The 20350-nt window shown below is 71.7% G+C and carries 21 protein-coding genes; 10 read left to right on the top strand and 11 right to left on the bottom strand.

Annotated features, from left to right (window positions below; translation table 11 throughout):
* Nucleotides 1-44: 44 nt before the first annotated feature.
* Nucleotides 45-812, top strand: a complete 768-nt coding sequence (gene sufC / locus QUG93_RS01090; protein WP_289471780.1) for a Fe-S cluster assembly ATPase SufC — start codon at nucleotides 45-47, stop codon at nucleotides 810-812.
* A complete protein-coding gene (locus tag QUG93_RS01085) occupies nucleotides 812-1141 on the top strand; it encodes a metal-sulfur cluster assembly factor (protein ID WP_022902786.1) in 330 nt (109 codons plus the stop codon). Before sufC ends, QUG93_RS01085 begins: the two co-directional genes overlap by 1 nt.
* Before the next feature lie 258 nt (nucleotides 1142-1399).
* Here the strand turns inward: QUG93_RS01085 and QUG93_RS01080 are convergent, their stop codons facing one another.
* Entirely contained in the window at nucleotides 1400-1999 is a 600-nt protein-coding gene (locus QUG93_RS01080) for a biotin transporter BioY (protein WP_289471779.1), read from the bottom strand.
* 115 nt (nucleotides 2000-2114) lie between these two features.
* On the opposite strand from QUG93_RS01080, the gene QUG93_RS01075 reads away from it, so the two are divergent.
* Entirely contained in the window at nucleotides 2115-3713 is a 1599-nt protein-coding gene (locus QUG93_RS01075) for an ABC-F family ATP-binding cassette domain-containing protein (RefSeq protein WP_289471778.1), read from the top strand.
* A 252-nt stretch (nucleotides 3714-3965) separates the two neighbouring features.
* Here the strand turns inward: QUG93_RS01075 and QUG93_RS01070 are convergent, their stop codons facing one another.
* Genes QUG93_RS01070 through QUG93_RS01060 form a run of 3 tightly spaced genes read right to left on the bottom strand, consistent with a single transcriptional unit; the run spans nucleotide 3966 to nucleotide 5805 of the window.
* Nucleotides 3966-5012: an SURF1 family cytochrome oxidase biogenesis protein gene (locus tag QUG93_RS01070; protein WP_289471777.1), complete on the bottom strand. Its 1047-nt coding sequence runs from the start codon at nucleotides 5010-5012 to the stop codon at nucleotides 3966-3968.
* Nucleotides 5009-5317: a hypothetical protein gene (locus tag QUG93_RS01065; protein ID WP_434533060.1), complete on the bottom strand. Its 309-nt coding sequence runs from the start codon at nucleotides 5315-5317 to the stop codon at nucleotides 5009-5011. The genes QUG93_RS01070 and QUG93_RS01065 overlap by 4 nt, the downstream gene beginning before the upstream one ends.
* Nucleotides 5317-5805, bottom strand: a complete 489-nt coding sequence (locus QUG93_RS01060; RefSeq protein WP_289471776.1) for a DUF3099 domain-containing protein — start codon at nucleotides 5803-5805, stop codon at nucleotides 5317-5319. The genes QUG93_RS01065 and QUG93_RS01060 overlap by 1 nt, the downstream gene beginning before the upstream one ends.
* A 154-nt stretch (nucleotides 5806-5959) precedes the next feature.
* On the opposite strand from QUG93_RS01060, the gene fabG reads away from it, so the two are divergent.
* Nucleotides 5960-6673: a 3-oxoacyl-ACP reductase FabG gene (gene fabG / locus QUG93_RS01055; RefSeq protein ID WP_289471775.1), complete on the top strand. Its 714-nt coding sequence runs from the start codon at nucleotides 5960-5962 to the stop codon at nucleotides 6671-6673.
* 169 nt (nucleotides 6674-6842) lie between these two features.
* Here fabG and serB read toward each other — a convergent pair whose 3' ends face one another.
* A complete protein-coding gene (serB, locus tag QUG93_RS01050; RefSeq protein ID WP_289471774.1) occupies nucleotides 6843-7481 on the bottom strand; it encodes a phosphoserine phosphatase SerB in 639 nt (212 codons plus the stop codon).
* 80 nt (nucleotides 7482-7561) lie between these two features.
* Entirely contained in the window at nucleotides 7562-8803 is a 1242-nt protein-coding gene (locus QUG93_RS01045) for a glucose-1-phosphate adenylyltransferase (RefSeq protein WP_289471773.1), read from the bottom strand.
* A 47-nt stretch (nucleotides 8804-8850) separates the two neighbouring features.
* Between QUG93_RS01045 and glgA the strand changes: the two genes are divergently transcribed.
* The 3 genes from glgA to QUG93_RS01030 all read left to right on the top strand — a co-directional run bounded on the left by glgA (nucleotide 8851) and on the right by QUG93_RS01030 (nucleotide 11225).
* Nucleotides 8851-10050, top strand: coding sequence for a glycogen synthase (gene glgA, locus QUG93_RS01040; protein WP_289471772.1), 1200 nt, complete (start codon nucleotides 8851-8853; stop codon nucleotides 10048-10050).
* Between the two features lie 9 nt (nucleotides 10051-10059).
* Nucleotides 10060-10842 (top strand): ABC transporter ATP-binding protein, encoded by a 783-nt coding sequence (locus QUG93_RS01035; RefSeq protein ID WP_289471771.1) that lies wholly within the window; start codon nucleotides 10060-10062, stop codon nucleotides 10840-10842.
* Nucleotides 10843-10976: 134 nt separating this feature from the next.
* A complete protein-coding gene (locus tag QUG93_RS01030) occupies nucleotides 10977-11225 on the top strand; it encodes a type B 50S ribosomal protein L31 (RefSeq protein ID WP_022905175.1) in 249 nt (82 codons plus the stop codon).
* Between the two features lie 469 nt (nucleotides 11226-11694).
* On the opposite strand, the gene QUG93_RS01025 is transcribed toward QUG93_RS01030, so the two are convergent.
* Both QUG93_RS01025 and treS read right to left on the bottom strand, forming a co-directional pair.
* Nucleotides 11695-12450, bottom strand: a complete 756-nt coding sequence (locus QUG93_RS01025; protein WP_434533059.1) for an exonuclease domain-containing protein — start codon at nucleotides 12448-12450, stop codon at nucleotides 11695-11697.
* A gap of 310 nt (nucleotides 12451-12760) precedes the next feature.
* Nucleotides 12761-14473, bottom strand: a complete 1713-nt coding sequence (gene treS / locus QUG93_RS01020; protein ID WP_289471770.1) for a maltose alpha-D-glucosyltransferase — start codon at nucleotides 14471-14473, stop codon at nucleotides 12761-12763.
* 213 nt (nucleotides 14474-14686) lie between these two features.
* Between treS and QUG93_RS01015 the strand changes: the two genes are divergently transcribed.
* Both QUG93_RS01015 and QUG93_RS01010 read left to right on the top strand, forming a co-directional pair.
* Nucleotides 14687-15691: an alpha/beta fold hydrolase gene (locus QUG93_RS01015; protein ID WP_289471769.1), complete on the top strand. Its 1005-nt coding sequence runs from the start codon at nucleotides 14687-14689 to the stop codon at nucleotides 15689-15691.
* A gap of 5 nt (nucleotides 15692-15696) precedes the next feature.
* A complete protein-coding gene (locus QUG93_RS01010; RefSeq protein WP_289472042.1) occupies nucleotides 15697-16773 on the top strand; it encodes a glycosyltransferase family 4 protein in 1077 nt (358 codons plus the stop codon).
* A 30-nt stretch (nucleotides 16774-16803) separates the two neighbouring features.
* On the opposite strand, the gene QUG93_RS01005 is transcribed toward QUG93_RS01010, so the two are convergent.
* The 3 genes from QUG93_RS01005 to QUG93_RS00995 form a co-directional block, all read right to left on the bottom strand.
* Nucleotides 16804-17559 (bottom strand): hypothetical protein, encoded by a 756-nt coding sequence (locus QUG93_RS01005; RefSeq protein ID WP_289471768.1) that lies wholly within the window; start codon nucleotides 17557-17559, stop codon nucleotides 16804-16806.
* 338 nt (nucleotides 17560-17897) lie between these two features.
* Complete coding sequence (locus QUG93_RS01000) at nucleotides 17898-18536, bottom strand: histidine phosphatase family protein (protein WP_289471767.1); 639 nt, start codon at nucleotides 18534-18536, stop codon at nucleotides 17898-17900.
* Nucleotides 18533-19366 carry a Sir2 family NAD-dependent protein deacetylase gene (locus tag QUG93_RS00995; protein WP_289472041.1) on the bottom strand — a complete coding sequence of 278 codons (834 nt, stop codon included), beginning with the start codon at nucleotides 19364-19366 and terminating at the stop codon, nucleotides 18533-18535. The genes QUG93_RS01000 and QUG93_RS00995 overlap by 4 nt, the downstream gene beginning before the upstream one ends.
* A gap of 74 nt (nucleotides 19367-19440) precedes the next feature.
* Between QUG93_RS00995 and QUG93_RS00990 the strand changes: the two genes are divergently transcribed.
* Nucleotides 19441-20268 (top strand): TrmH family RNA methyltransferase, encoded by an 828-nt coding sequence (locus QUG93_RS00990; RefSeq protein WP_289471766.1) that lies wholly within the window; start codon nucleotides 19441-19443, stop codon nucleotides 20266-20268.
* The last annotated feature ends 82 nt before the right edge of the window (nucleotides 20269-20350 follow it).

Below are 20350 nucleotides of genomic sequence, written 5' to 3'. Positions count from 1 at the left end.
CCGCGCGGCTGACGCCGCACAGCAGCTGTAACCGAAGGAACGCAATGTCCACTCTCGAAATCCGCGACCTGCAGGTCTCGATCGACACCGACCAGGGCACCAAGGAGATCCTGAAGGGCGTCGACCTCACCATCAACGAGGGCGAGATCCACGCGATCATGGGGCCGAACGGCTCCGGCAAGTCCACCCTCGCGTACACGATCGCCGGCCACCCGCGGTACAACGTCACCGGCGGTTCGATCACGCTCGACGGCGAGGACGTGCTCGCGATGAGCGTCGACGAGCGCGCCCGCGCGGGCATGTTCCTCGCGATGCAGTACCCGGTCGAGATCCCCGGCGTCACGGTGTCGAACTTCCTCCGCACCGCCAAGACGGCGATCGACGGCGAGGCTCCGGCGCTCCGCAGCTGGGTGAAGGACCTCCGTCAGTCGATGGCCGACCTCAAGATGGACTCGGCCTTCGCCGAGCGCAACGTCAACGAGGGCTTCTCCGGCGGCGAGAAGAAGCGTCACGAGATCATGCAGCTCGAGCTCCTCAAGCCGAAGTTCGCCGTGCTCGACGAGACCGACTCCGGCCTCGACGTCGACGCGCTGAAGATCGTCTCCGAGGGCGTCAACCGCGCGAAGGCAGCGACCGGCCTCGGCGTGCTGCTGATCACGCACTACACGCGCATCCTCCGCTACATCAAGCCGGACTTCGTGCACGTGTTCGTGGCGGGCAAGGTCGCCGAGCAGGGCGGCCCCGAGCTCGCCGAGCGCCTCGAGAACGAGGGCTACGACCGCTACGTGCAGGCCGCAGCGGCGGGCAACTGATGATCACCGCGCTCTCCCCGGAGAAGTTCGACGAGGTCGTCGAGGGCCTCAAGGAGGTCCAGGACCCGGAGCTCGGCGTCAACATCGTCGACCTCGGCCTGATCTACGACCTCGCGATGGACGACGAGGCGAACGCGCTCGTCATCAGCATGACGCTGACGAGCGCGGGCTGCCCGCTGACGGACGTCATCGAGGGCGACACCGCGAACGCGCTCGACGGCATCGTCGACGCGTTCCGCATCAACTGGGTCTGGATGCCGCCGTGGGGTCCGGAGCGGATCACCGACGACGGGCGCGAGATGATGCGCGCGCTCGGCTTCTCGATCTAGACGCCACCACCGCAACGGACGGGAGGCGCGGTGCCGGCCGGCACCGCGCCTCCCGTCCGTCTGTCCGCGCGCCGCGCGCGGGGCGCGCTACCGGGGTCGCCCGATCAGTTGCTCACGACGCGTTCCCGCGGCGTGTCGTGCGTCCTCGGCGAACCGCCCACAGCGCGTCGTGCGGCCGCTGTCCCCGCGAGACCGCGAGCCCCCATGACGACGGGCCCCGCACCGAGGTGGTGCGGGGCCCGTCGGTGTACGGAAGCGTCAGCGGCGGCCGACGAGCTTCCAGGCCAGGGGCAGGACGCCCGCGGCGATGAGGGCCTTGGCGACGCCCCCGACGATGAACGGGTAGAGGCCCGCGCTGAGCACCGACTGCAGGTCGTTCGGCAGACCGAGCGCGCCGAGGGCGACGGCGAGGTACGGCAGGCCGGTGACGAAGGGGATCGCGCTCGCGAGGAGCATCGCCACGGTGGCGCGGCCGACCTTGCGGTCCCAGTTGCGGCGGGCGAGCCAACCGATCAGACCGGCAGCGGGCACGAACCCGATCACGTAGCCGAAGCTCGGGAGCGCGAGGGCCTGCAGGCCACCCTGCATGTCGGCGAAGAACGGCGCGCCGGCGAGACCGGCGACCGCGTAGACGAGCAGCGCGAGCATGCCGCGCCGGGCGCCGAGCGTGGCACCGACGAGCACGACCGCCAGCGTCTGGCCCGTGATCGGCACCGGCCACATCGGGACCTCGACCTGCGCCATGGCGGCGGTGAACAGGGCGCCGCCGGCGACCAGGGCAGCGTCGGTGGCGAGCCCCGAGGTGCGAAGACGGTCGGCGAGGACTGCGCGGCGAGCGAACCCGGTGGCGTTCGTCATGGATTCTCCTAGAATGGACTGCTGGTCCCGTTCGGGACCATCGGTCCCGTCAGCGTAGCGGTGCACCTCCCGCACACGTCGTTGTGCACATCACCAACTGATTGGACGTCCTCCTGTGCTTGCCGTGCACGACCTCGAGATCCGCGTAGGCGCTCGCCTCCTCATGGAGCACGTGTCCTTCCGTGTCGAGAAGGGTGACAAGATCGGGCTCGTCGGGCGCAACGGCGCCGGCAAGACCACGATGACGAAGGCGCTGGCGGGGGAGTCGCAGCCGACCGACGGCAAGATCGAGCGGTCCGGCGAGATCGGCTACCTGCCGCAGGACCCGCGCTCCGGGAACCCCGAGGACACCGCACGGAAGCGGATCCTCGACGCCCGCGGGCTCGGTGAGCTCGTCGAGGGCATCCGTCAGGCGACGCTCGACATGGCGAGCGACGACGCCGACGTGGCCGAGAAGGCGATGCGGCGGTACAGCAGGCTCGACGACCAGTTCAACGCGCTCGGCGGGTACGCGGCCGAGGCCGAGGCCGCCTCGATCGCATCGAACCTCAAGCTGCCGGACCGGATCCTCGACCAGCCACTCAAGACGCTCTCCGGTGGTCAGCGCCGTCGCATCGAGCTCGCGCGGATCCTGTTCTCGGACGCCGAGACGATGATCCTCGACGAGCCGACGAACCACCTCGACGCCGACTCGATCATCTGGCTGCGCGAGCACCTGAAGACGTACCCGGGCGGCGTCATCGTCATCTCGCACGACGTCGAGCTCGTGGACGAGGTCGTCAACCGCGTCTTCTACCTCGACGCCAACCGGCAGACCATCGACGTCTACAACATGGGGTGGAAGCTCTACCAGCGGCAGCGCGCCGCCGACGAGGAGCGCCGCCGCAAGGAGCGCGCGAACGCCGAGAAGAAGGCCGCGACGCTCAAGGACCAGGCCGCCCGGTTCGGCGCCAAGGCCACGAAGGCCGCCGCCGCGCACCAGATGGTCGCGCGTGCCGAGAAGCTGCTGGCGGGGCTCGAGGACGAGCGCGCCGTCGACCGAGTCGCCAAGCTGCGGTTCCCGACGCCCGCTGCGTGTGGGCGGACCCCGCTCATGGCGGAGGGACTCTCGAAGTCGTACGGGTCGCTCGAGATCTTCGCCGGGCTCGACCTGGCGATCGACCGCGGCTCGCGGGTCGTCATCCTCGGCTTCAACGGCGCCGGCAAGACGACGCTGCTCCGCATCCTCGCGGGCGCCGACCAGCCGGACACCGGCGAGATCCTGCCCGGGCACGGTCTGCGGATCGGGTACTACGCGCAGGAGCACGAGAACATCGACGTGAACCGCACCGTCATCGAGAACATGGTGTCGGCGTCGCCGAACCTGACCGAGACCGAGGCGCGCCGCGTGCTCGGCTCGTTCCTCTTCACGGGCGACGACGGCTACAAGAAGGCCGGTGTGCTCTCCGGTGGTGAGAAGACCCGGCTCTCGCTGGCGATGATCGTGGTCTCGGGCGCGAACGTGCTGCTCCTCGACGAGCCGACGAACAACCTCGACCCGGCATCGCGCGAGGAGATCCTCGGCGCCCTCGCCGGCTACGAGGGCGCGGTCGTCCTGGTGTCGCACGACGCCGGCGCGGTCGAGGCGCTCAACCCCGAGCGGGTCCTGCTGCTGCCGGACGGCACCGAGGACCACTGGAACAAGGACTACGCCGAGCTCATCGAACTCGCGTAGCGGTCCGGTGCCGGCCCCGCTCGGCACCGGCGTCCACCCGACACACCCCCTCGTCAGCGAGACGCCGCCGGATCCGGCGGCGTCTCGCTGCGTCGACGGTGTTCCGGTGCGACGACGGCCTGCGGGCGCGAGGTGCGCGGTGCGACGCGACCGGGCGGCGGACGGGAGGCGCGGTGCGGGGCCGCCCCGCGCCTCCCGTCCGCCAGTGGGTCACCGGACGCCGTGTCCCGACCGGTCAGCAGCGAAGAGCGGTCAGCGAGCCGCGTTCAGCAGCTCGTCCTCGATCTCGTCGTCGGACCTCGGCTTGGCGTCCTTGCGGCGCTTCCGTTCGAGTGCGCGCTCCCGCTCCTCGGGGTCGTCCTGGTTGAGGTTCCGGTACTCCTGGACCATCACGTACGCCAGGAACCCGAAGCCGCCGGCGGCGAAGAGGAACCACTGGATGAAGTAGCTGAGGTGCAGCCCGGTGTCGGCAGAGGGGCGGTCCCAGCCGAGGGGCCGGGACTCTGCGGGCGCCGGCGACTCGGCGGCGAGCTGTCCGTACGCGCCCGTCCAGATCGGCGTACCGACCTTCTCGGCGACGTCGGTGAGGGTGACCGACTGCACCTGGTCGGTGTGCGACGGGTCGGACCGACCCGGGATGCGCGGTTCGCTCTCCTGCAGGCGTGCGGTCACCGTGACCTCGCCGCTCGGCGGAGCGGGGACGTGGTCGGGCGCGTCCTGCCGGTTACCGGTCGGGACCCAGCCGCGGTCGACGACGAACGCGCGGCCGTCGGCAGTGACGAGGGGGGTGAGGACCTCGAAGCCCGGCTGGCCGTTGTGCACGCGGTTGCGGACGAGCAGCTGGTCGTCGACGTCGTAGCGCCCGGTGACCTCGACGCGGAGCCACTGCTGGTCGTCGCTCCAACTCGATGGTCGCGGGAGCGCCTGCTCGACGGGGACCGGGGTGTGGTCGTAGTTCCGGGCGATCTGTTCGTTCTGCCGGACTGCCTCGTTCCGGCGGTCCCACTGCCACATGCCGAACAGCGTGCAGATGATCGCGAAGGCGACCGCGATGGCGAAGTACCCGAGCCACCGACGACTGCGGACGAAGCCCCAGCCGACGGAGGGTTCGCGCGACGCGGTGTCACCGGCGTCGTGGCTGTCGCTCGCGTCGCGGCTGTAACCTGCGTCGCGGCTGTCGCCTGCGTCGCGGTCGAGCACCGCCGTGTGGTCGACGCGGGACCGAGCAGCGCCCTCGCGCTGGAGCTTGGCGGCGTGCTTGCGGCCGTAGCGAGCGGTGGGGTCGAAGTCGTCCGTCATCGTCCGGTGCCGGTGGAGCGCACCCCGACGTCGTTCTTCGGAGCGTCCTCACGCGCGCGGACGTCGTCGAGGTGGTCGACGTCCTCCTGCATGCCGGTCACGCGGACCGGGAACGAGCGGGACCGCAGGTAGTCGGCCAGGAAGTCGCAGTGCTCCTCGCACGCGGCCCAGATCTTGACGCGGTCCGTCGCGTGGATGCGCGGGTTCCGCCAGTTGATCCGCCACTCGGCCGTGTTCGTGCAGCCGGCTCGGGAGCAGACCGGCGTCGAGCCGGGCTCGGTGAACAGGTCGAAGGTGGCCCCCATCAGCGGCGAGCCCGGGGCTTGGCGGACCAGACGCGGGAGCGGTCGCCGTTCCGCTGCCATTCCTCCTGCGCGTGCTGGGCCTGCTCGCGCAGCCGCTCCTGCTCGGCGCGGTAGGCCTGGGCCCTGGCGTCCTCCTGCTGCTCGCGGAGCCGCGGGTCCACGGCGTCGTAGAGCTCGATGGCGCCGGCGGGTGTGACGATGTCGCTCTCGGCGCGGCTGCCGGCGTTCGCGAGGATCACCGCGACCCAGGGGATGACGGCCGCGAACACGATCGGGATCACCGCGAGCCAGGTGTGCCAGGTCGTCCAGACCAGCACGGCGCCGATGAAGCACACCACGCGGACGGCCATCTGCCACACGTACTTGGACAGGCGGTGCGCACGGTCCAGCTCGGGGGAGTCCGGCAGAGACGTGATGCTCTGCGTGTGTCCCGTGGTGTGCGTCGCGTGGATCCGGCGCTGCGTCGACTTCATACGGTGTTCTTCCATTCGCCCGGACCCAAGCCTAAGCCCGCACCACCGACAGTGTGCCTGCCACCCGGGGGACAGCCGACGGGATCGGCTCCGGTACGCTCGTCCGGGCGTGTCCGGCTGGTCCACCGATCCCGGCGCGCCGCGTCACCACCACTCGAACGGAGCGATCATGACCACCCCCCGTACCGTCCTCATCACCGGCGGCAACCGCGGCATCGGCCACGCCCTCGCCACCCGCTTCGTCGCAGCCGGACACCGGGTCGCCGTCACGTCCCGCAGCGGCCAGGGCGGCCCCGAGGGTGCGCTGACCGTCGCCGCCGACATCACCGACACCGCCTCGGTGGACGCGGCCTTCACGCAGGTCGAGGCCGAGCTCGGGCCGATCGAGGTCCTCGTCGCGAACGCCGGCATCACGAACGACCAGCTCCTGCTCCGCATGTCGGAGGAGGACTTCACGAGCGTCATCGACACGAACCTGACCGGCACCTTCCGGGTCGTCAAGCGCGCCACGAAGGGCATGATGAAGGCGAAGTTCGGCCGCATCGTGCTGATGTCGAGCGTCGTGGGCGCCTACGGGCAGGTCGGCCAGGTGAACTACGCGTCCTCGAAGGCCGCGCTCGTCGGCATGGCACGCTCGATCACCCGCGAGCTCGGGTCGCGCGGCATCACGGCGAACGTCGTCGCGCCCGGCTTCATCCAGACCGACATGACCGCGGCGCTCCCGGAAGAGCTGCAGGCCGAGTTCAAGAAGCAGATCCCGGCCGCGCGGTACGGCACCGTCGACGACGTGGCCGACGCGACGCTGTTCCTGGCGAGCGACGGCGCCGGGTACGTCTCCGGCGCCGTGATCCCGGTCGACGGCGGCCTCGGGATGGGCCACTAGCCACACCGAGCTGAGCCGTCCCGCGCCGACCCGCGGCGTCCGCCAGCGGGGGCCGAGCCGGGCGAGACTCGCGCTGGGCGACGAGTCTCGCGGCCGGCAGCCCGCGATCGGTCGCTCAGCGCGAGCCTCGGGCACGCGCGGCGCCACGTGCGCGCGAGGCCGCGCCGGGTCAGCCGCGCAGGCCCAGTGCGGCGAGCACGGGGGACAGGTCACGGTCGACGACCGCGACGTCGGCCTGCTCGCGAACCCTCGGCTTCGCGTCGAACGCGACGCTGAGCGCCGCGACGCGCATCATCTCGAGGTCGTTCGCGCCGTCGCCGACCGCCACGGTGCGCGACGCGTCGATCCCGTCGGCCTCGGCCCACTCCCGGAGCGCGGTCGCCTTGGCGTGCGCGTCGACGACGTCGCCGAGCACCCGCCCGGTGAGCGTGCCGTCGACCACCTCGAGCCGGTTGGCACGGCAGTGGTCGAGACCGAGTCGCTCGGCGAACGGGTCGAGGACCTCGTGGAACCCGCCGGACACCACGCCGACGGTCCCACCCGCGGCGTGCACGCCGCGCACCAGGTCCGCAGCGCCGCGGGTGACGCGGACCGCCCCCTGCGCGCGCCGGAAGACGTCGGCCTGGAGGCCCGCCAGGGTCGCGACACGCTCCCGGAGGCTCTCGGCGAAGTCGATCTCACCGCGCATCGCGCGCTCCGTCACCGCCTGCACCTGTGGCCGGGTCCCGGCGTGGTCGGCGAGCAGTTCGATGACCTCGTCCTCGAGCAGCGTGGAGTCGGCATCGAGGACGACGAGGAAGCGGGGCACGCACCAACGGTACCGACAGCAGGAGGCGCGGCCGACGTCTGTGACGTCAGCCGCGCCTCCAGGCCGGTGGGGTGTCGCGGCTAGGCCTCGACGCGCACGCCCTTGCCCACCACCGTGATGCCCGACTCCGTGACCGTGAAGCCGCGGGCCTCGTCCGTCTCGCGGTCGACGCCGACCTGCGCGCCCGGCGCGATGACGACGTCCTTGTCGAGGATCGCGCGGTTCACGACCGCACCCGCGCCGATCGACGCGCGCTCGAAGACGATGGAGTCGAGGACCTTCGCACCCGAGTCGATGCCGCACCACGGGCCGATCACGCTGCGCTCGACCTGCGCGCCCGACAGCAGGCAACCCAGCGAGACGATGGAGTCCACCGTCGAACCGGTGTTGCCGTTGCCGTCACGGACGAACTTCGCGGGCGGCAGGTTCGTCTGCTGGTTGAAGATCGGCCAGTCCTGGTTGTACAGGTTGAACACCGGGACCGGCGCGATGAGGTCCATGTGCGCGTCGAAGAACGAGTCGATCGTCCCCACGTCGCGCCAGTAGTAGCGGTCGCGCTCGTTGGACCCGGGGACGTCGTTGCGCTGCAGGTCGTACACGCCGGCGTCACCGCGTGCCACGAAGTCCGGGACGATGTCGCCGCCCATGTCGTGCTTGCTCGACTCGATCTGGCCGTCGCGGAGCACGGCGTCGACGAGTGCGTCGGCGTCGAAGACGTAGTTGCCCATCGATGCGAGGATCTCGCCGGGGGAGTCGGCCAGGCCGACGGCGTCCTTCGGCTTCTCGAGGAACGCGTCGATCTTGGTCGGGTCGTCCTCGTCCACCTGGATGACGCCGAACTGGTCAGCGAGCCCGATCGGCTGCCGGATCGCCGCGACCGTGGCACTGCGGCCGGAGGCGATGTGGGCCTCGATCATCTGGTGGAAGTCCATGCGGTAGACGTGGTCGGCACCGACCACGACCACGATGTCCGGGCGCTCGTCGCGGAGCAGGTTGAGCGACTGCAGGATCGCGTCGGCGGAACCCGCGAACCAGCGCTTGCCGAGTCGTTGCTGCGCCGGCACCGACGCGACGTACGACCCGAGCAGTCCCTCCATGCGCCAGGTCTCGGCGACGTGACGGTCGAGGCTGTGCGACTTGTACTGCGTCAGGACGACGATCTTCTGCAACCCGGAGTTCACCAGGTTGGAGAGCGCGAAGTCGATGAGGCGGAAGTTGCCGCCGAACGGGACTGCGGGCTTCGCGCGGTCGGCCGTGAGCGGCATGAGCCGCTTCCCCTCGCCTCCGGCGAGCACGATGCCGAATACCTTCTTTGGTGCCATGTGGTTCACAGTAGGCGTCCGGACTGCGAACCCGTTACGTTGAGTCCGTGCGAGTCGATCTACTGACCAGGGAGTATCCGCCGGAGGTCTACGGCGGAGCGGGTGTCCACGTGGCCGAGCTCACGGCTGCGCTGCGGTCGGGGACGGACACGGACGTGCAGGTGCGTGCCTTCGGCGGCCACCGCGACGAGGAGGGCGTGACCGCCTACGGCACCCCGGCCGGGCTCGAGGGCGCGAACGGTGCGCTCCAGGCGCTCGGCACCGACGTCGCGATCGCCGCGGACGTCGAGGGTGCGGACCTCGTGCACTCGCACACCTGGTACGCGAACGCCGCGGGACGCATCGCGCAGCTCACCCACGGCATCCCGCACGTGGTGACGGCGCACAGCCTCGAGCCGCTGCGTCCCTGGAAGGCCGAGCAGCTCGGTGGCGGCTACCGCCTGTCGAGCTGGATGGAGCGCGAGGCGTTCGAGCAGGCCGACGGTGTCATCGCGGTGTCGAAGGCCATGCGCGCCGACATCCTCCGCTCGTACCCGTCGATCGACCCCGCGAAGGTCCACGTCGTCTACAACGGCATCGACATCGACGAGTGGAAGCCCACCGTCGACGAGGACGCCGTGCGGGCGCTCGGGATCGACCCGACCCGTCGCTCGGTGGTGTTCGTCGGGCGCATCACCCGGCAGAAGGGCCTGCCGTACCTGCTGCGCGCGGTCGCCTCGCTGCCCGAGGACGTGCAGGTCGTGCTCTGCGCCGGGGCACCGGACACGCCGGAGATCATGGCGGAGGTCACCGGCCTCGTCGACTCCCTCCGCGCGACCCGCCAGGGCGTGGTCTGGATCGACCGCATGCTGTCCCACCGGGAGATCGTCAACGTGCTGTCGTCCGGCACCGTCTTCGTGTGCCCCTCGGTCTACGAGCCCCTCGGCATCGTGAACCTCGAGGCGATGGCGTGCGGCATCCCCGTGGTGGGCACCCGGACCGGCGGCATCCCCGAGGTCGTGGCCGACGGCCTGACCGGGCGGATCGTCCCGATCGACCAGGCGCAGGACGGCACCGGCACGCCGAACGATCCCGATCGCTTCGTCGCGGACCTCGCCGCCGGCCTCGAGGAGGTCCTGGCGGACGAGGGGCTGGCCAAGCTCATGGGACGCGCCGGACGCCTGCGCGTCGAGAGCGAGTTCACCTGGGACGCGATCGCCCGTCGGACACGGCAGGTCTACGACGAGGTGCTCGCCCGGAAGCCGTAGGCTGGGGCCATGCCCTCGGTCGTGCGCTTGTCAGACGTCTCCGTGGTCCGCAACGGGGCCACCATCCTCGACACGATCTCGTGGGAGGTGCAGGACGACGAACGCTGGGTGGTGCTCGGTGCCAACGGCGCGGGCAAGACCACGCTGCTGCAGGTCGCCGGAGCGCAGACGTTCCCGACCTCGGGCACCGTCGAGGTGCTCGGCACGGAGCTGGGCGGCGCCGACCTGTTCGAGCTGCGTCCGCGCATCGGCTTCGCGTCGACGGCCCTGGCCCGCCGGATCCCGGTGACCGAGAAGGTCGTCGACGTCGTGCTCACCGCCGCGTACTCGGTGACGGGGCGCTGGAACGAGGAGTACGAGGAGCTCGACGTCCGCCGAGCCCAGCGCGTCCTCGACGAGTGGGGCCTCGGCGCGTTCACCGACCGCACCTTCGGCGAGCTCAGCGACGGCGAGCAGAAGCGGGTGCAGATCGCGCGCGCGGTGATGACCGACCCCGAGATCCTGTTCCTGGACGAGCCCGCGGCGTCGCTCGACCTCGGTGCGCGCGAGAGCCTCGTCCGGACGCTCGGTGGCTACGCGCAGAGTGCTGACTCACCGGCCATCGTGATCGTCACGCACCACGTCGAGGAGATCCCCGAGGGCTTCACGCACGCCCTGGTGCTCGCCGACGGGACGATCCAGGCCGCAGGGCCCATCGACGACGTGCTGACGGCAGCGACGCTGTCCGAGGCGTTCGGCGTCGAGCTGACCGTGTCGAAGGACGCCGGTCGGTACACGGCACGCGCGGCCTGACGCTCCCGATCCGTGCCGTCGTCTGGTAACGTGGACGGCTGGCGCACGCCGCAGACTTCCCGCGCGGTGCTCGTCCGGGTCCTCCCGGACCGGGCATCCGCGCACCTCCCACCATCTCCAACCGAGGAATCTCCATGAAGACCGACACCCACCCCGAGTACAACGCCATCGTCTTCCGCGACCTGGCTTCCGGTGAGACGTTCCTGACGCGTTCGACCGCGACCAGCGACAAGACCATCGAGCTCGACGGTGCGACCTACCCGGTCATCGACGTCGAGATCTCGTCCGCGTCGCACCCGTTCTACACGGGCAAGCAGCGCATCCTCGACTCGGCCGGTCGCGTCGAGAAGTTCAACCAGCGCTTCAAGGGCTTCAGCAAGTAAGCAGCCCACGCGCTCGGAACGGGCGGTCCTCCTGCGGGAGGGCCGCCCGTTCGACGTTGCGGGGCGTGTTCGCGTGGCTGCCCGACGGATGCCCGAGGTCCCGCGCCCAGCGACACCTCCCGGCATCGGCGGTGCGCGAGGTGTCGCTCTGCGCGTGAGGACGGGAGGCGCACGGCGGTCCGGCGCGGTGGCTGCCCGCGCGGTATGGCGGCCGGGAGGCGCGGAGGCGGTCCGTCGCGGTGCCAGCGGTCGTGGTGTGCGTGGCGGGGAGGCGCGTGGCGGCGAGGCGCGTGGTCGGTCGGACGCGTCGAACCACGGCTGCGACGACGAACCAGGGGCGGGCCGTGGTTCGACGTCGGGAACGTGGTTCGTCGTGTCCCACGGCAGCGCGGCCGCTCGCTGCGCGCCGGCAGCGGGGCGCGCGGCGGAGCGCCACCAGAGGGCGCCGGGTGTGCCCCGCGCCCGGGCGTCAGCTGTTGCGGTGGGGCCAGCGTCCGTCGGCGGTGAAGGACGGGTCGCGCTGCTTGCGCATGTACTCCTGGAACGAGGACGCCTGCTCCGAGCACCAGGCGACCTGCTTCCGGTGGAGCTCCTCGGCAGAGACGCCGAGCTCCTCCGGGTACTTCGCCGCGATGGCCTGCGCGACGCGCCCGGCAGCGACCGCGTCCGCTCCGGCGTCGTGCGCATCGGACAGCGTGACGCCGTAGAGCTCCGACGCCGCCTCGAGCGTGCGCTTCCCCTTCCGGTAGGTGTCGAGCGCCTTGTCCATCACGAGCGGGTCGACCACGTTTCCGATGACGGGCGAGGCGATGCCGTGGCGCTTCGCCTCACGGTCGAGCACGGTCAGGTCGTACGGCGCGTTGTAGATCACGAGCGGGATGCCCCGGGCGAACACGGCCTCGACCGCGGCGACGATCTCGGCGACGACCTCGGCCGCGGGTCGCCCCTCGGCCTGCGCGCGCTCGGTGGTGTAGCCGTGCACGGCGGCGGCGCCCTCGGGGATGGCGATGCCCGGGTCGGCGACCCAGGCGCCGCCCACGATGGAGCGGCCGGTCATGTCGATGAGCCCGACGTGGGCGGTGACGATCCGGGCGGTCTCGACGTCGACGCCGGTCGTCTCGAGGTCGAACACGCCGAGGGCGTGCCACCAGGGACGCCCGCTGAGGTCCTGCACCGCGGGGGAGGTCGGTGCGGGCGTGTCGAGCGCTGTTGCGGAGTACGTCACGGCACGAGGCTAACGGGACCCCACGACACGCTCGACGCGACCCGCCTGCCGGGGGCGAGCCGCGCCTCCCGTCCGGCGCGCACCTCGGCGGAGCCAGGCCGCTCTCCATGGAGCAGCACCTGTCGGGTCACGCGCCGCCACCCGACGACCCCTGCTCCACCTGGAGCGCGGCGACGCTGCACCGCCCGGCGAGGCGACGCCCGGCGCGGCGAAGCCCCGCGCGGTGCGGCGAGGCGCGGAGCGGCGACGCCCAGCGCCGCGCGCCCAGGGCGGCGACGCACGCGTCGCAGCCCCGCGCGCCCCGGGCGCGTCAGACGCCGACCGGCGCCCCGACGTGCAGCCAGTAGAACGACTGCGTGCCCATGGTCAGTGTGACCTTGCCCTCGTCGTCGAAGGACGGGAACGAGCCGCCGCCGAACAGGTCGTACAGCGGTCGCCCCGCGAACTCCGGCGCCGAGATCGTGACCGACGTCGGGTTCGTGGCGAACGAGAAGACGCACAGCACGTCCTCGGCGGACGGGCCGAACTGCTGCCCGGAGCCCTCCCACGAGCGCACGAACGCCAGCACGGAGTCGTTCGTCGTGTCCTGCACGTGCAGCGACCCCATGCCGAACACCGGGTGCGCCTTGCGGACGTGGATCACGTTGCGGACCCAGTGCAGCAGCGAGCGGGACTGGGCGAGCTGCGCCTCGACGTTGACCTGCGCGTAGTTGTAGACGAGCGACTGCACGACGGGCAGGTACAGCTTGCCCGGGTCGGCGGTGGAGAAGCCCGCGTTGCGGTCCGGCGTCCACTGCATCGGCGTGCGCGACGAGTCGCGGTCCGGCAGCCAGATGTTGTCGCCCATCCCGATCTCGTCGCCGTAGTACAGGAACGGTGACCCCGGCAACGAGAACAGCAGCGCGTGGATGAGCTCGAGCTCCGCGCGGGAGTTGTCGAGCAGCGGTGCGAGTCGACGGCGGATGCCGATGTTCGACCGCATCCGTGGGTCGTAGCCGTACCAGCCGTACATGGCCTGCCGGTACTCCTCGCTCACCATCTCGAGCGTCAGCTCGTCGTGGTTGCGGAGGAAGACGCCCCAGGCGGCCTTCTCGGGCACGTCGAGGGTCTCGGACAGGATCGCCTTGAGCTCGGCGGCGTGCTGGGCGCGCAGCGAGTAGAAGATGCGCGGCATGACCGGGAAGTCGAACGCCATGTGGCACTCGGGCTCCTCGTCGGTGCCGAAGAAGGCGGCGGTCTCGCGCGGCCACTGGTTCGCCTCGGCGAGCAGGACGCGACCGGGGTACTCGTCGTCGACCATCTCGCGGAGCTTCTTGATGAACTCGTGGGTCTCCGGCTCGCCCTCGCCGTTGCCCTCCTCCGACTCGAACAGGTACGGGATCGCGTCGAGCCGCAGCCCGTCGACACCGAGGTCGAGCCAGTGCCGCACGACGTCGTACACGGCCTCGACCACGGCCGGGTTCTCGAAGTTCAGGTCGGGCTGGTGCGAGAAGAACCGGTGGAAGAAGAACTGCCGGCGGACCGGGTCGAAGGTCCAGTTGGACTCCTCGGTGTCGACGAAGATCACGCGGATGTTCTCGTAGTGCTCGTCCGTGTCGCGCCAGACGTAGAAGTCGCCGTAGGGGCCGTCCGGGTCCTCGCGGGACTGCTGGAACCACTCGTGCTGGTCCGACGTGTGGTTGATCACCATGTCGATCACGATGCGCATGTTGCGTTCGTGCGACTTCGTGACGAGCTCACGGAAGTCGTCGAGGGTGCCGAACTCGGGCAGGATCGCCTTGTAGTCGGAGATGTCGTACCCGCCGTCGCGCATCGGCGACTGGAAGAACGGCGGCAGCCAGAGCGCGTCGACGCCGAGCCACTGCAGGTAGTCGAGCTTGCCGATGACGCCCTGGATGTCCCCGATGCCGTCGCCGTTCGAGTCGACGAACGAGCGGATCATGCACTCGTAGAAGACGGATCGCTTGTACCACTGCGGGTCCAGCGTCAGTCCGGGCAGCTGGATCGGGGCCGTGAACGTCAAGCGTGCTCCTCGTCGTCGGCGGGCCGCCGACGTGGCCCGACCAAGGACACAGTAGGCGCGTGCTCCTGCTGCTGTCCGCGGGTTGCGGTCACGACCGCGCGGGACGGCCGGACGGGAGGCACGCCCTCCTCCACGAAGCACGTCGCGCCCGGCGTCGTCCACGGGTTGGCGCGGGGCGCTCGCGCCGGGCCGCGGATTCGTAGACTGGCCGCGATGCAACCGCCCGTGATCTCCCCGTACCAGTCGCTCGTGGCGGCGACGCCCGTCGTGCACCGTTCGGTCACGGCCGACGGGCGGACCACGCACTACTGGGTCTACGGGCCGGACGACGCCACGGAGACCGTGCTCGCCGTGCACGGCTTCCGCGGCGACCACCACGGACTCGAGACCATCGCGGCGCACCTGCGCGGTGTGCGCGTGATCGTGCCGGACCTGCCCGGGTTCGGCATCTCCGACCCGCTCCCGGTGTCGGACATCGACGCGTACGTCGGCTGGCTCACGGGCTTCCACCGTGCACTCGCGCTCGGGCGGGACACCGTCGTGCTCGGGCACTCATTCGGGTCGATCGTGACCGCTGCCACGGTCGCCGCCGGGCTCGCGACGCGGCTCCTCGTGCTCGTGAACCCGATCGCCGCGCCGGCGTTGCAGGGGCCGCGGGCGATCGGCACCGGCATCGCCATCGGGTACTACCGCGCCGGTGCGGTGCTGCCGCGGCCCCTCGGTCTCGGTCTACTCCGGAACGGTGCGATCGTCCGGGCGATGAGCGTGGCCATGCTCAAGTCCCGTGACCGCGAGCTGCGCCGCTGGGTGCACGACCAGCACGACCGGTACTTCTCGGCGTTCGCGGACCGCACGAGCGTGCTCGAGGCGTTCCGCACGTCGGTGACCCACGACGTGTCGGAGTACGCGGACCGCATCGACGTCCCCGTCCTGCTGGTCGCCGCGGAGCACGACGACATCACCGCCGTGCCCGAGCAGCGTGCGCTGGCGGCACGGCTGCGCGACGCCGAACTGGTCGTGGTGCCGGAGGTCGGCCACCTCGTCCACTACGAGACGCCCGGTGCCGCTGCCGACGCGGTCCTGCGCCGCATGGAGGACACACGTCGGAAGCGTGGGGGCAGGGGCTCCGCGACGAAGACAGCGCCGGGGTCCGCAGCGCCGAGGTCTGCAGCGCCGAAGGGTCCGGCGGCCACGGGCGCGGGGGAGTCGGCGTCGTGACGCGGCTGCGCATCGGCATCGACTGCCGCTACGTCCGGATCGGCCGCCACGACGGGATCAGCCGCTTCACCGCCGGTGTGGTGGCGCACCTGCCCGACCGGCACGACCACGTCCTGCTCGTGCACGACGAACGGCAGCTCGAGTCCCTGCCGGACGGGATCCCGTGGGAGCTCGTCCCCGCGCCCACGGACGCCGGCGAGCCGTTCGTCGCGCGCGTGGTGAACCGCCTCGGGCTCGACGCGGTGTTCTCGCCCATGCAGACGATGGGGTCGCGTGGGCGGCGGTACGCCCTCGTGCTGACCCTGCACGACCTCATCTACTACCGGAACCGCACGCCCCCGCGGGAGTTCTCGTGGCCGATCCGGCTCGGGTGGCGGCTCTTCCACCTGAGCTGGGCACCGCAGCGCTTCCTGCTGAACGGCGCCGACGGGGTCGTCACGGTGTCGGTGACGACCGCCGGGCTCATCGAGCGGCACCGTCTGACGAAGCGTCCGGTCACCGTTGCGTACAACGCCGCAGACCCCGCCGAGCCCCGGGTCGCTGCGGACGGCCGACGGCGCACCCTCGTCTACATGGGGTCCTTCATGCCGTACAAGAACGTGGAGACCCTGGCCGCAGCGCTGCCGTTGCTCGGCCCCGAGTGGACGCTCCACTGCATGTCGCGCGTGTCCGACGCCGACCGTCGGCGGCTCGAGCGGCTCGCGCTCGCGGGGTCGATCGTGTTCCACGACGGCGCCTCCGACGAGGAGTACCTCGACACGCTCCGCTCCGCCACCGCGCTGGCGACGGCATCGTACGACGAGGGCTTCGGCATCCCGCTCGTCGAGGCCATGGGTGTGGGCACGCCGGTCGTGGTCAGCGACGTACCGATCTTCCGCGAGATCGGCGGGGACGCGGCCGAGTACTTCGACCCGTCGTCCCCCTCCGCGGTGGCAGCGGCGGTCCGTCGGCTCGAGGACCGCTGGGACGAGGCGTCCCGGGCGTCACTCGCGCGGGCTGCCCGGTTCCGCTGGCGGGACTCGGCGGAGCAGGTGACCCGAGCCGTGGAGCGGGCGGTGGCCGACCGACAGCGGCGTCACTGACCCGTGTGGTCCTCCCGGCGAGCGGAGGTGTCAGAACGACGTCCGGGACGCCACCTCGGCATCCGGGAACACCGCGTGCGTCCGGTCGGTCGCGACGGCCATGACGGCTCCGAGCCCCTGCCCCCGGCCGGCCGTGACGACCTCGACGCGCTGCGCGTCGGGATCCTCGGAGGGGCCGTCGGCGGTCCACGAACACCGCACGGCGGAGACACCCCCGATCGTGGCGAGGGACCGCGCGAGCGTGAGGCGCCGCTCCGACACGGCCGCGTCCTTCGTCACCCCGACGCGCAACGACTCGAAGCGGACCTCGACGCCCACGCGCACGCCGTTGCCGTCGGCCTGCGCCACTGCTGCGCTGAGCGCCCGCACGAGCGCCGTCTGCCGGTCCTCGGACATCCCGGGTGCCGCGACGACGACGGCAGTGGCGTCGTAGCCCGCGAAGGACCGCTTCTCGCTGCGTCCGTCCTGCACGCGCTGGACCCCGTCCACGTCGGACGCGAGTGCGCGGAGCCGGTCGAGCGCGGCCTGCGGCTGGGGGAAGACACCGCCGACCCCGCTCTGGACGCTGCCGATGATCGTCGTCAGCACGAGGGCGAGCACGACGCCGACGACGACGACCGAGACCGCGATGACGGAGCCACGGCGGACGCGCTGCCGGTTCGAGGGACTGGCGACCGACGCCGTGTCCGGGCCGAACGCTCGGTCGAGGTCGTCCTCGTCCGGGCCGGTGCCGCGGCCGGACCACCGCGCCCACTCCGGTCCTGAGTCCGGTCCCTGGATCGTCATGGTGTCCCCCTCGCGCGCGGATGCGAGCACGGCCGACGCGGTGCGGTCGTCCGTGGATCGGAGCCTAGTCCGGCGCGGCCCGGGTCCAGACGGCGTGGCGGGTCACGGTCCTGCAACGGTGCCGCAGCTGCGCCGCGCAGCGCAGACACCCGCGAGGCAACACGGGCGCCCCCGAGGGCCGAGGGCGCCCCCTCCGCCCGTCGATGGAGCAGGAAACGTCGGCGCGGCGGCCCACACTCGACAGTTCCTGCTCCACCGACGTCGCGGGGGAGGGCGCGAAGCGCGCGCGGGAGGGCGCGGAGCGGGCAGGCGCGGCCCGGGGTGCGCCCGCGCGGCGCTCAGCCCCGGCGCTCGAGCGGGTTCTGCTCGGCGAACGACTCGTCGCCGGTCAGCTCCGACACCTCGTCGACGGGGTCGTCGAACCGGACGAGTTCGGCGCGGAACCGCTCCGGGTCCCAGCGGAACGAGTGCACCGAGCCGTTGCGGATCGGCGTCGACCAGCGCTCGGCGGTGCCCGGGGCTGCGGCGTTCACGACGCTGCGGATCACCGCACCGTGCGTCGCGACGACCACCGACCCGGCGTCGAACCGCACGGCGATCTCGGCGAGGGTCTCGGTCGCCCGCGCGAGCAGGGCCGTGCGGGACTCGCGCCCCGGGATCGCGTCGTCCGGGTAGCGTGCGGCGACCTCGGAGTCGGTGAGCCCCTCGGCCTCGCCGTAGGAGCGCTCGGCGAGCCCCGCGTACGTGTCGGGCTCGGGCAACCCGAGGTGCCGGGCGATGATCGCGCCGGTCTCGAACGCGCGGGACAGCGGCGACGCGACGACGGCGTCGAAGCGACGTCGCCGGAGCAGCAGTGCGGTGGCGGTCGCCTGCGACCGGCCGGTGTCGTTGAGGGGGATGTCGGTCGAGCCCTGGATGCGGCGCTGCGCGTTCCAGTCGGTCTCGCCGTGCCGGACCAGGGTGAGGAGCGTCGTCACCCGTCGATCATCGCAGACGGCAGCAGGCGTGCTGCCAGGGCCTCGAGCGTCTCGGTGGTGCCGGCGTCGAGCTTCGCGACGGCACGACGGTCGCTGCGGGTCGAGCCCCGGTTGACGATGACGACCGGGTGCTTGCGGCGGGTGGCGTGGTCGACCAGGCGGACGCCGGAGTTCACGGTGAGCGACGACCCGACGACGAGCAGGGCGTCGGCGTCGGCCACGATCGACACGGCCTCGCGGAACTTCTCGGCGGGCACGAACTCGCCGAAGAACACCACGTCGGGCTTGAGCACGCCGCCGCACACCGAGCAGTCGGGGACGCGGAAGCGCTCGACGTCGGTGATCTCGACGTCACCGTCCGGCTGCAGCTGCACGGTGCCGGGGTCGTCGATCCACGGGTTGTCGCGGTCGAGCACGGCGGCGAGGTCGGCACGCGAGAACACCTGCCCGCAGGTCAGGCACACCGCCCGGTCCATCGACCCGTGCACCTCGACCACGCGACGCGACCCCGCCCGGAGGTGCAGGCCGTCGACGTTCTGCGTGACCACGCCGTTCACGACCCCGGCGTCCTCGAGTGCGGCGAGCGCCCGGTGCCCGGCGTTCGGCCGCGCCGCGGCGAACGTCCGCCAGCCCAGGTGCGAGCCCGCCCAGTAGCGCTGTCGCTTCGCCGGGTCGGAGCGGAACTCCTGGAACGTCATCGGCTTCCGGACGACGCGGCCCGCGCCGCGGTAGTCGGGGATGCCGGAGTCGGTGCTCAACCCGGCGCCGGAGAGCACTGCGATGCGCTTGCCCGCCAGGAGTTCGACGACGCGGTCGAGCTCGTCCTGCATCGGGTCGGTCAGCACGTCGTCCACGGTACCCTCAACAGCCGTACGCCCAGCCCTCTTCCCACGAAACGAGCCCCGTGCACGCCGTCCGCATCGACTCCCTCGACGACCCCCGCCTCGACGACTTCGCCCGGCTCACCGACGTCGCGCTCCGCCGCGTGACCGAGCCGGAGGGCGGTCTGTACATCGCCGAGTCGAACACGGTGATCGAGCGGGCCGTCCGCGCCGGGCACGTCCCGCGGAGCGTCATCGTGCAGGAGAAGTGGCTCGACAGTGTGCTGCCGCTCGTGGCGGACCACGACGGCCCGGTGTTCGTCGGGCCGGACGAGCTGCTCGAGGACCTCACCGGCTTCCGGATGCACCGGGGCGCCCTCGCCGCGATGCACCGACCGGCGCTGCCGACCGTCGCCGAGGTCGTGCGCGACGCGAAGGTCGTCGTCGTGCTCGAGGACGTGGTCGACCACACGAACGTCGGCGCCGTCTTCCGGAGCGTCGCCGGGCTCGGTGCGGACGCGGTGCTCGTCAGCCCGCGCTGCGCCGACCCGCTGTACCGCCGCAGCGTCCGCGTGAGCATGGGCACGGTGCTGCAGGTGCCGTGGACGCGCATCGGGGAGTGGCCCGCCGCGGGCGAGGAGCTACGCGAGCAGGGCTTCCACCTCGCCGCGATGGCGCTGACCGACCGCTCGGTGGACCTCGACGCCTTCGTCGCCGACGTGCCGGAGCGGGTGGCGCTCGTGATGGGCACCGAGGGGCAGGGCCTGACCGACGCCGCGATCGCCTCGGCGGACACGACCGTCCGCATCCCGATGGCGCACGGCGTCGACTCGCTCAACGTCGCCGCCGCCAGCGCGGTCGGGCTGTGGGCCGTCACGCACGCGCAGCGCGCCGCGCGCGCCGCCGGCTGACTGCGCCGTCGACGCGCGTCCCGTCGGCAGCCCGGACCGAGCGCTGCTCGCGCCGCCGGCTGGACCCCGTCGTCGAGTGCGT

Origin of the sequence: Curtobacterium caseinilyticum (assembly GCF_030363035.1) — a bacterium.
Classification (GTDB): Bacteria; Actinomycetota; Actinomycetes; order Actinomycetales; family Microbacteriaceae; genus Curtobacterium; species Curtobacterium caseinilyticum.
This window is presented reverse-complemented; position numbering and strand designations above follow the sequence as displayed.

What these genes read in the sequence shown, in the direction of transcription:
- QUG93_RS01035 (WP_289471771.1), top strand. Translation starts at nt 10,060, where the DNA reads ATGCCCTCGGTCGTGCGCTTGTCAGACGTCTCCGTGGTCCGCAACGGG.
- fabG (WP_289471775.1), top strand. Translation starts at nt 5,960, where the DNA reads ATGACCACCCCCCGTACCGTCCTCATCACCGGCGGCAACCGCGGCATC.
- QUG93_RS00995 (WP_289472041.1), bottom strand. Translation starts at nt 19,366, where the DNA reads ATGCAGGACGAGCTCGACCGCGTCGTCGAACTCCTGGCGGGCAAGCGC.
- QUG93_RS01005 (WP_289471768.1), bottom strand. Translation starts at nt 17,559, where the DNA reads ATGACGATCCAGGGACCGGACTCAGGACCGGAGTGGGCGCGGTGGTCC.
- QUG93_RS01070 (WP_289471777.1), bottom strand. Translation starts at nt 5,012, where the DNA reads ATGACGGACGACTTCGACCCCACCGCTCGCTACGGCCGCAAGCACGCC.
- QUG93_RS01085 (WP_022902786.1), top strand. Translation starts at nt 812, where the DNA reads ATGATCACCGCGCTCTCCCCGGAGAAGTTCGACGAGGTCGTCGAGGGC.
- QUG93_RS01045 (WP_289471773.1), bottom strand. Translation starts at nt 8,803, where the DNA reads ATGGCACCAAAGAAGGTATTCGGCATCGTGCTCGCCGGAGGCGAGGGG.
- QUG93_RS01065 (WP_434533060.1), bottom strand. Translation starts at nt 5,317, where the DNA reads ATGGGGGCCACCTTCGACCTGTTCACCGAGCCCGGCTCGACGCCGGTC.
- QUG93_RS01080 (WP_289471779.1), bottom strand. Translation starts at nt 1,999, where the DNA reads ATGACGAACGCCACCGGGTTCGCTCGCCGCGCAGTCCTCGCCGACCGT.
- sufC (WP_289471780.1), top strand. Translation starts at nt 45, where the DNA reads ATGTCCACTCTCGAAATCCGCGACCTGCAGGTCTCGATCGACACCGAC.
- QUG93_RS01015 (WP_289471769.1), top strand. Translation starts at nt 14,687, where the DNA reads ATGCAACCGCCCGTGATCTCCCCGTACCAGTCGCTCGTGGCGGCGACG.
- QUG93_RS01060 (WP_289471776.1), bottom strand. Translation starts at nt 5,805, where the DNA reads ATGGAAGAACACCGTATGAAGTCGACGCAGCGCCGGATCCACGCGACG.
- QUG93_RS01030 (WP_022905175.1), top strand. Translation starts at nt 10,977, where the DNA reads ATGAAGACCGACACCCACCCCGAGTACAACGCCATCGTCTTCCGCGAC.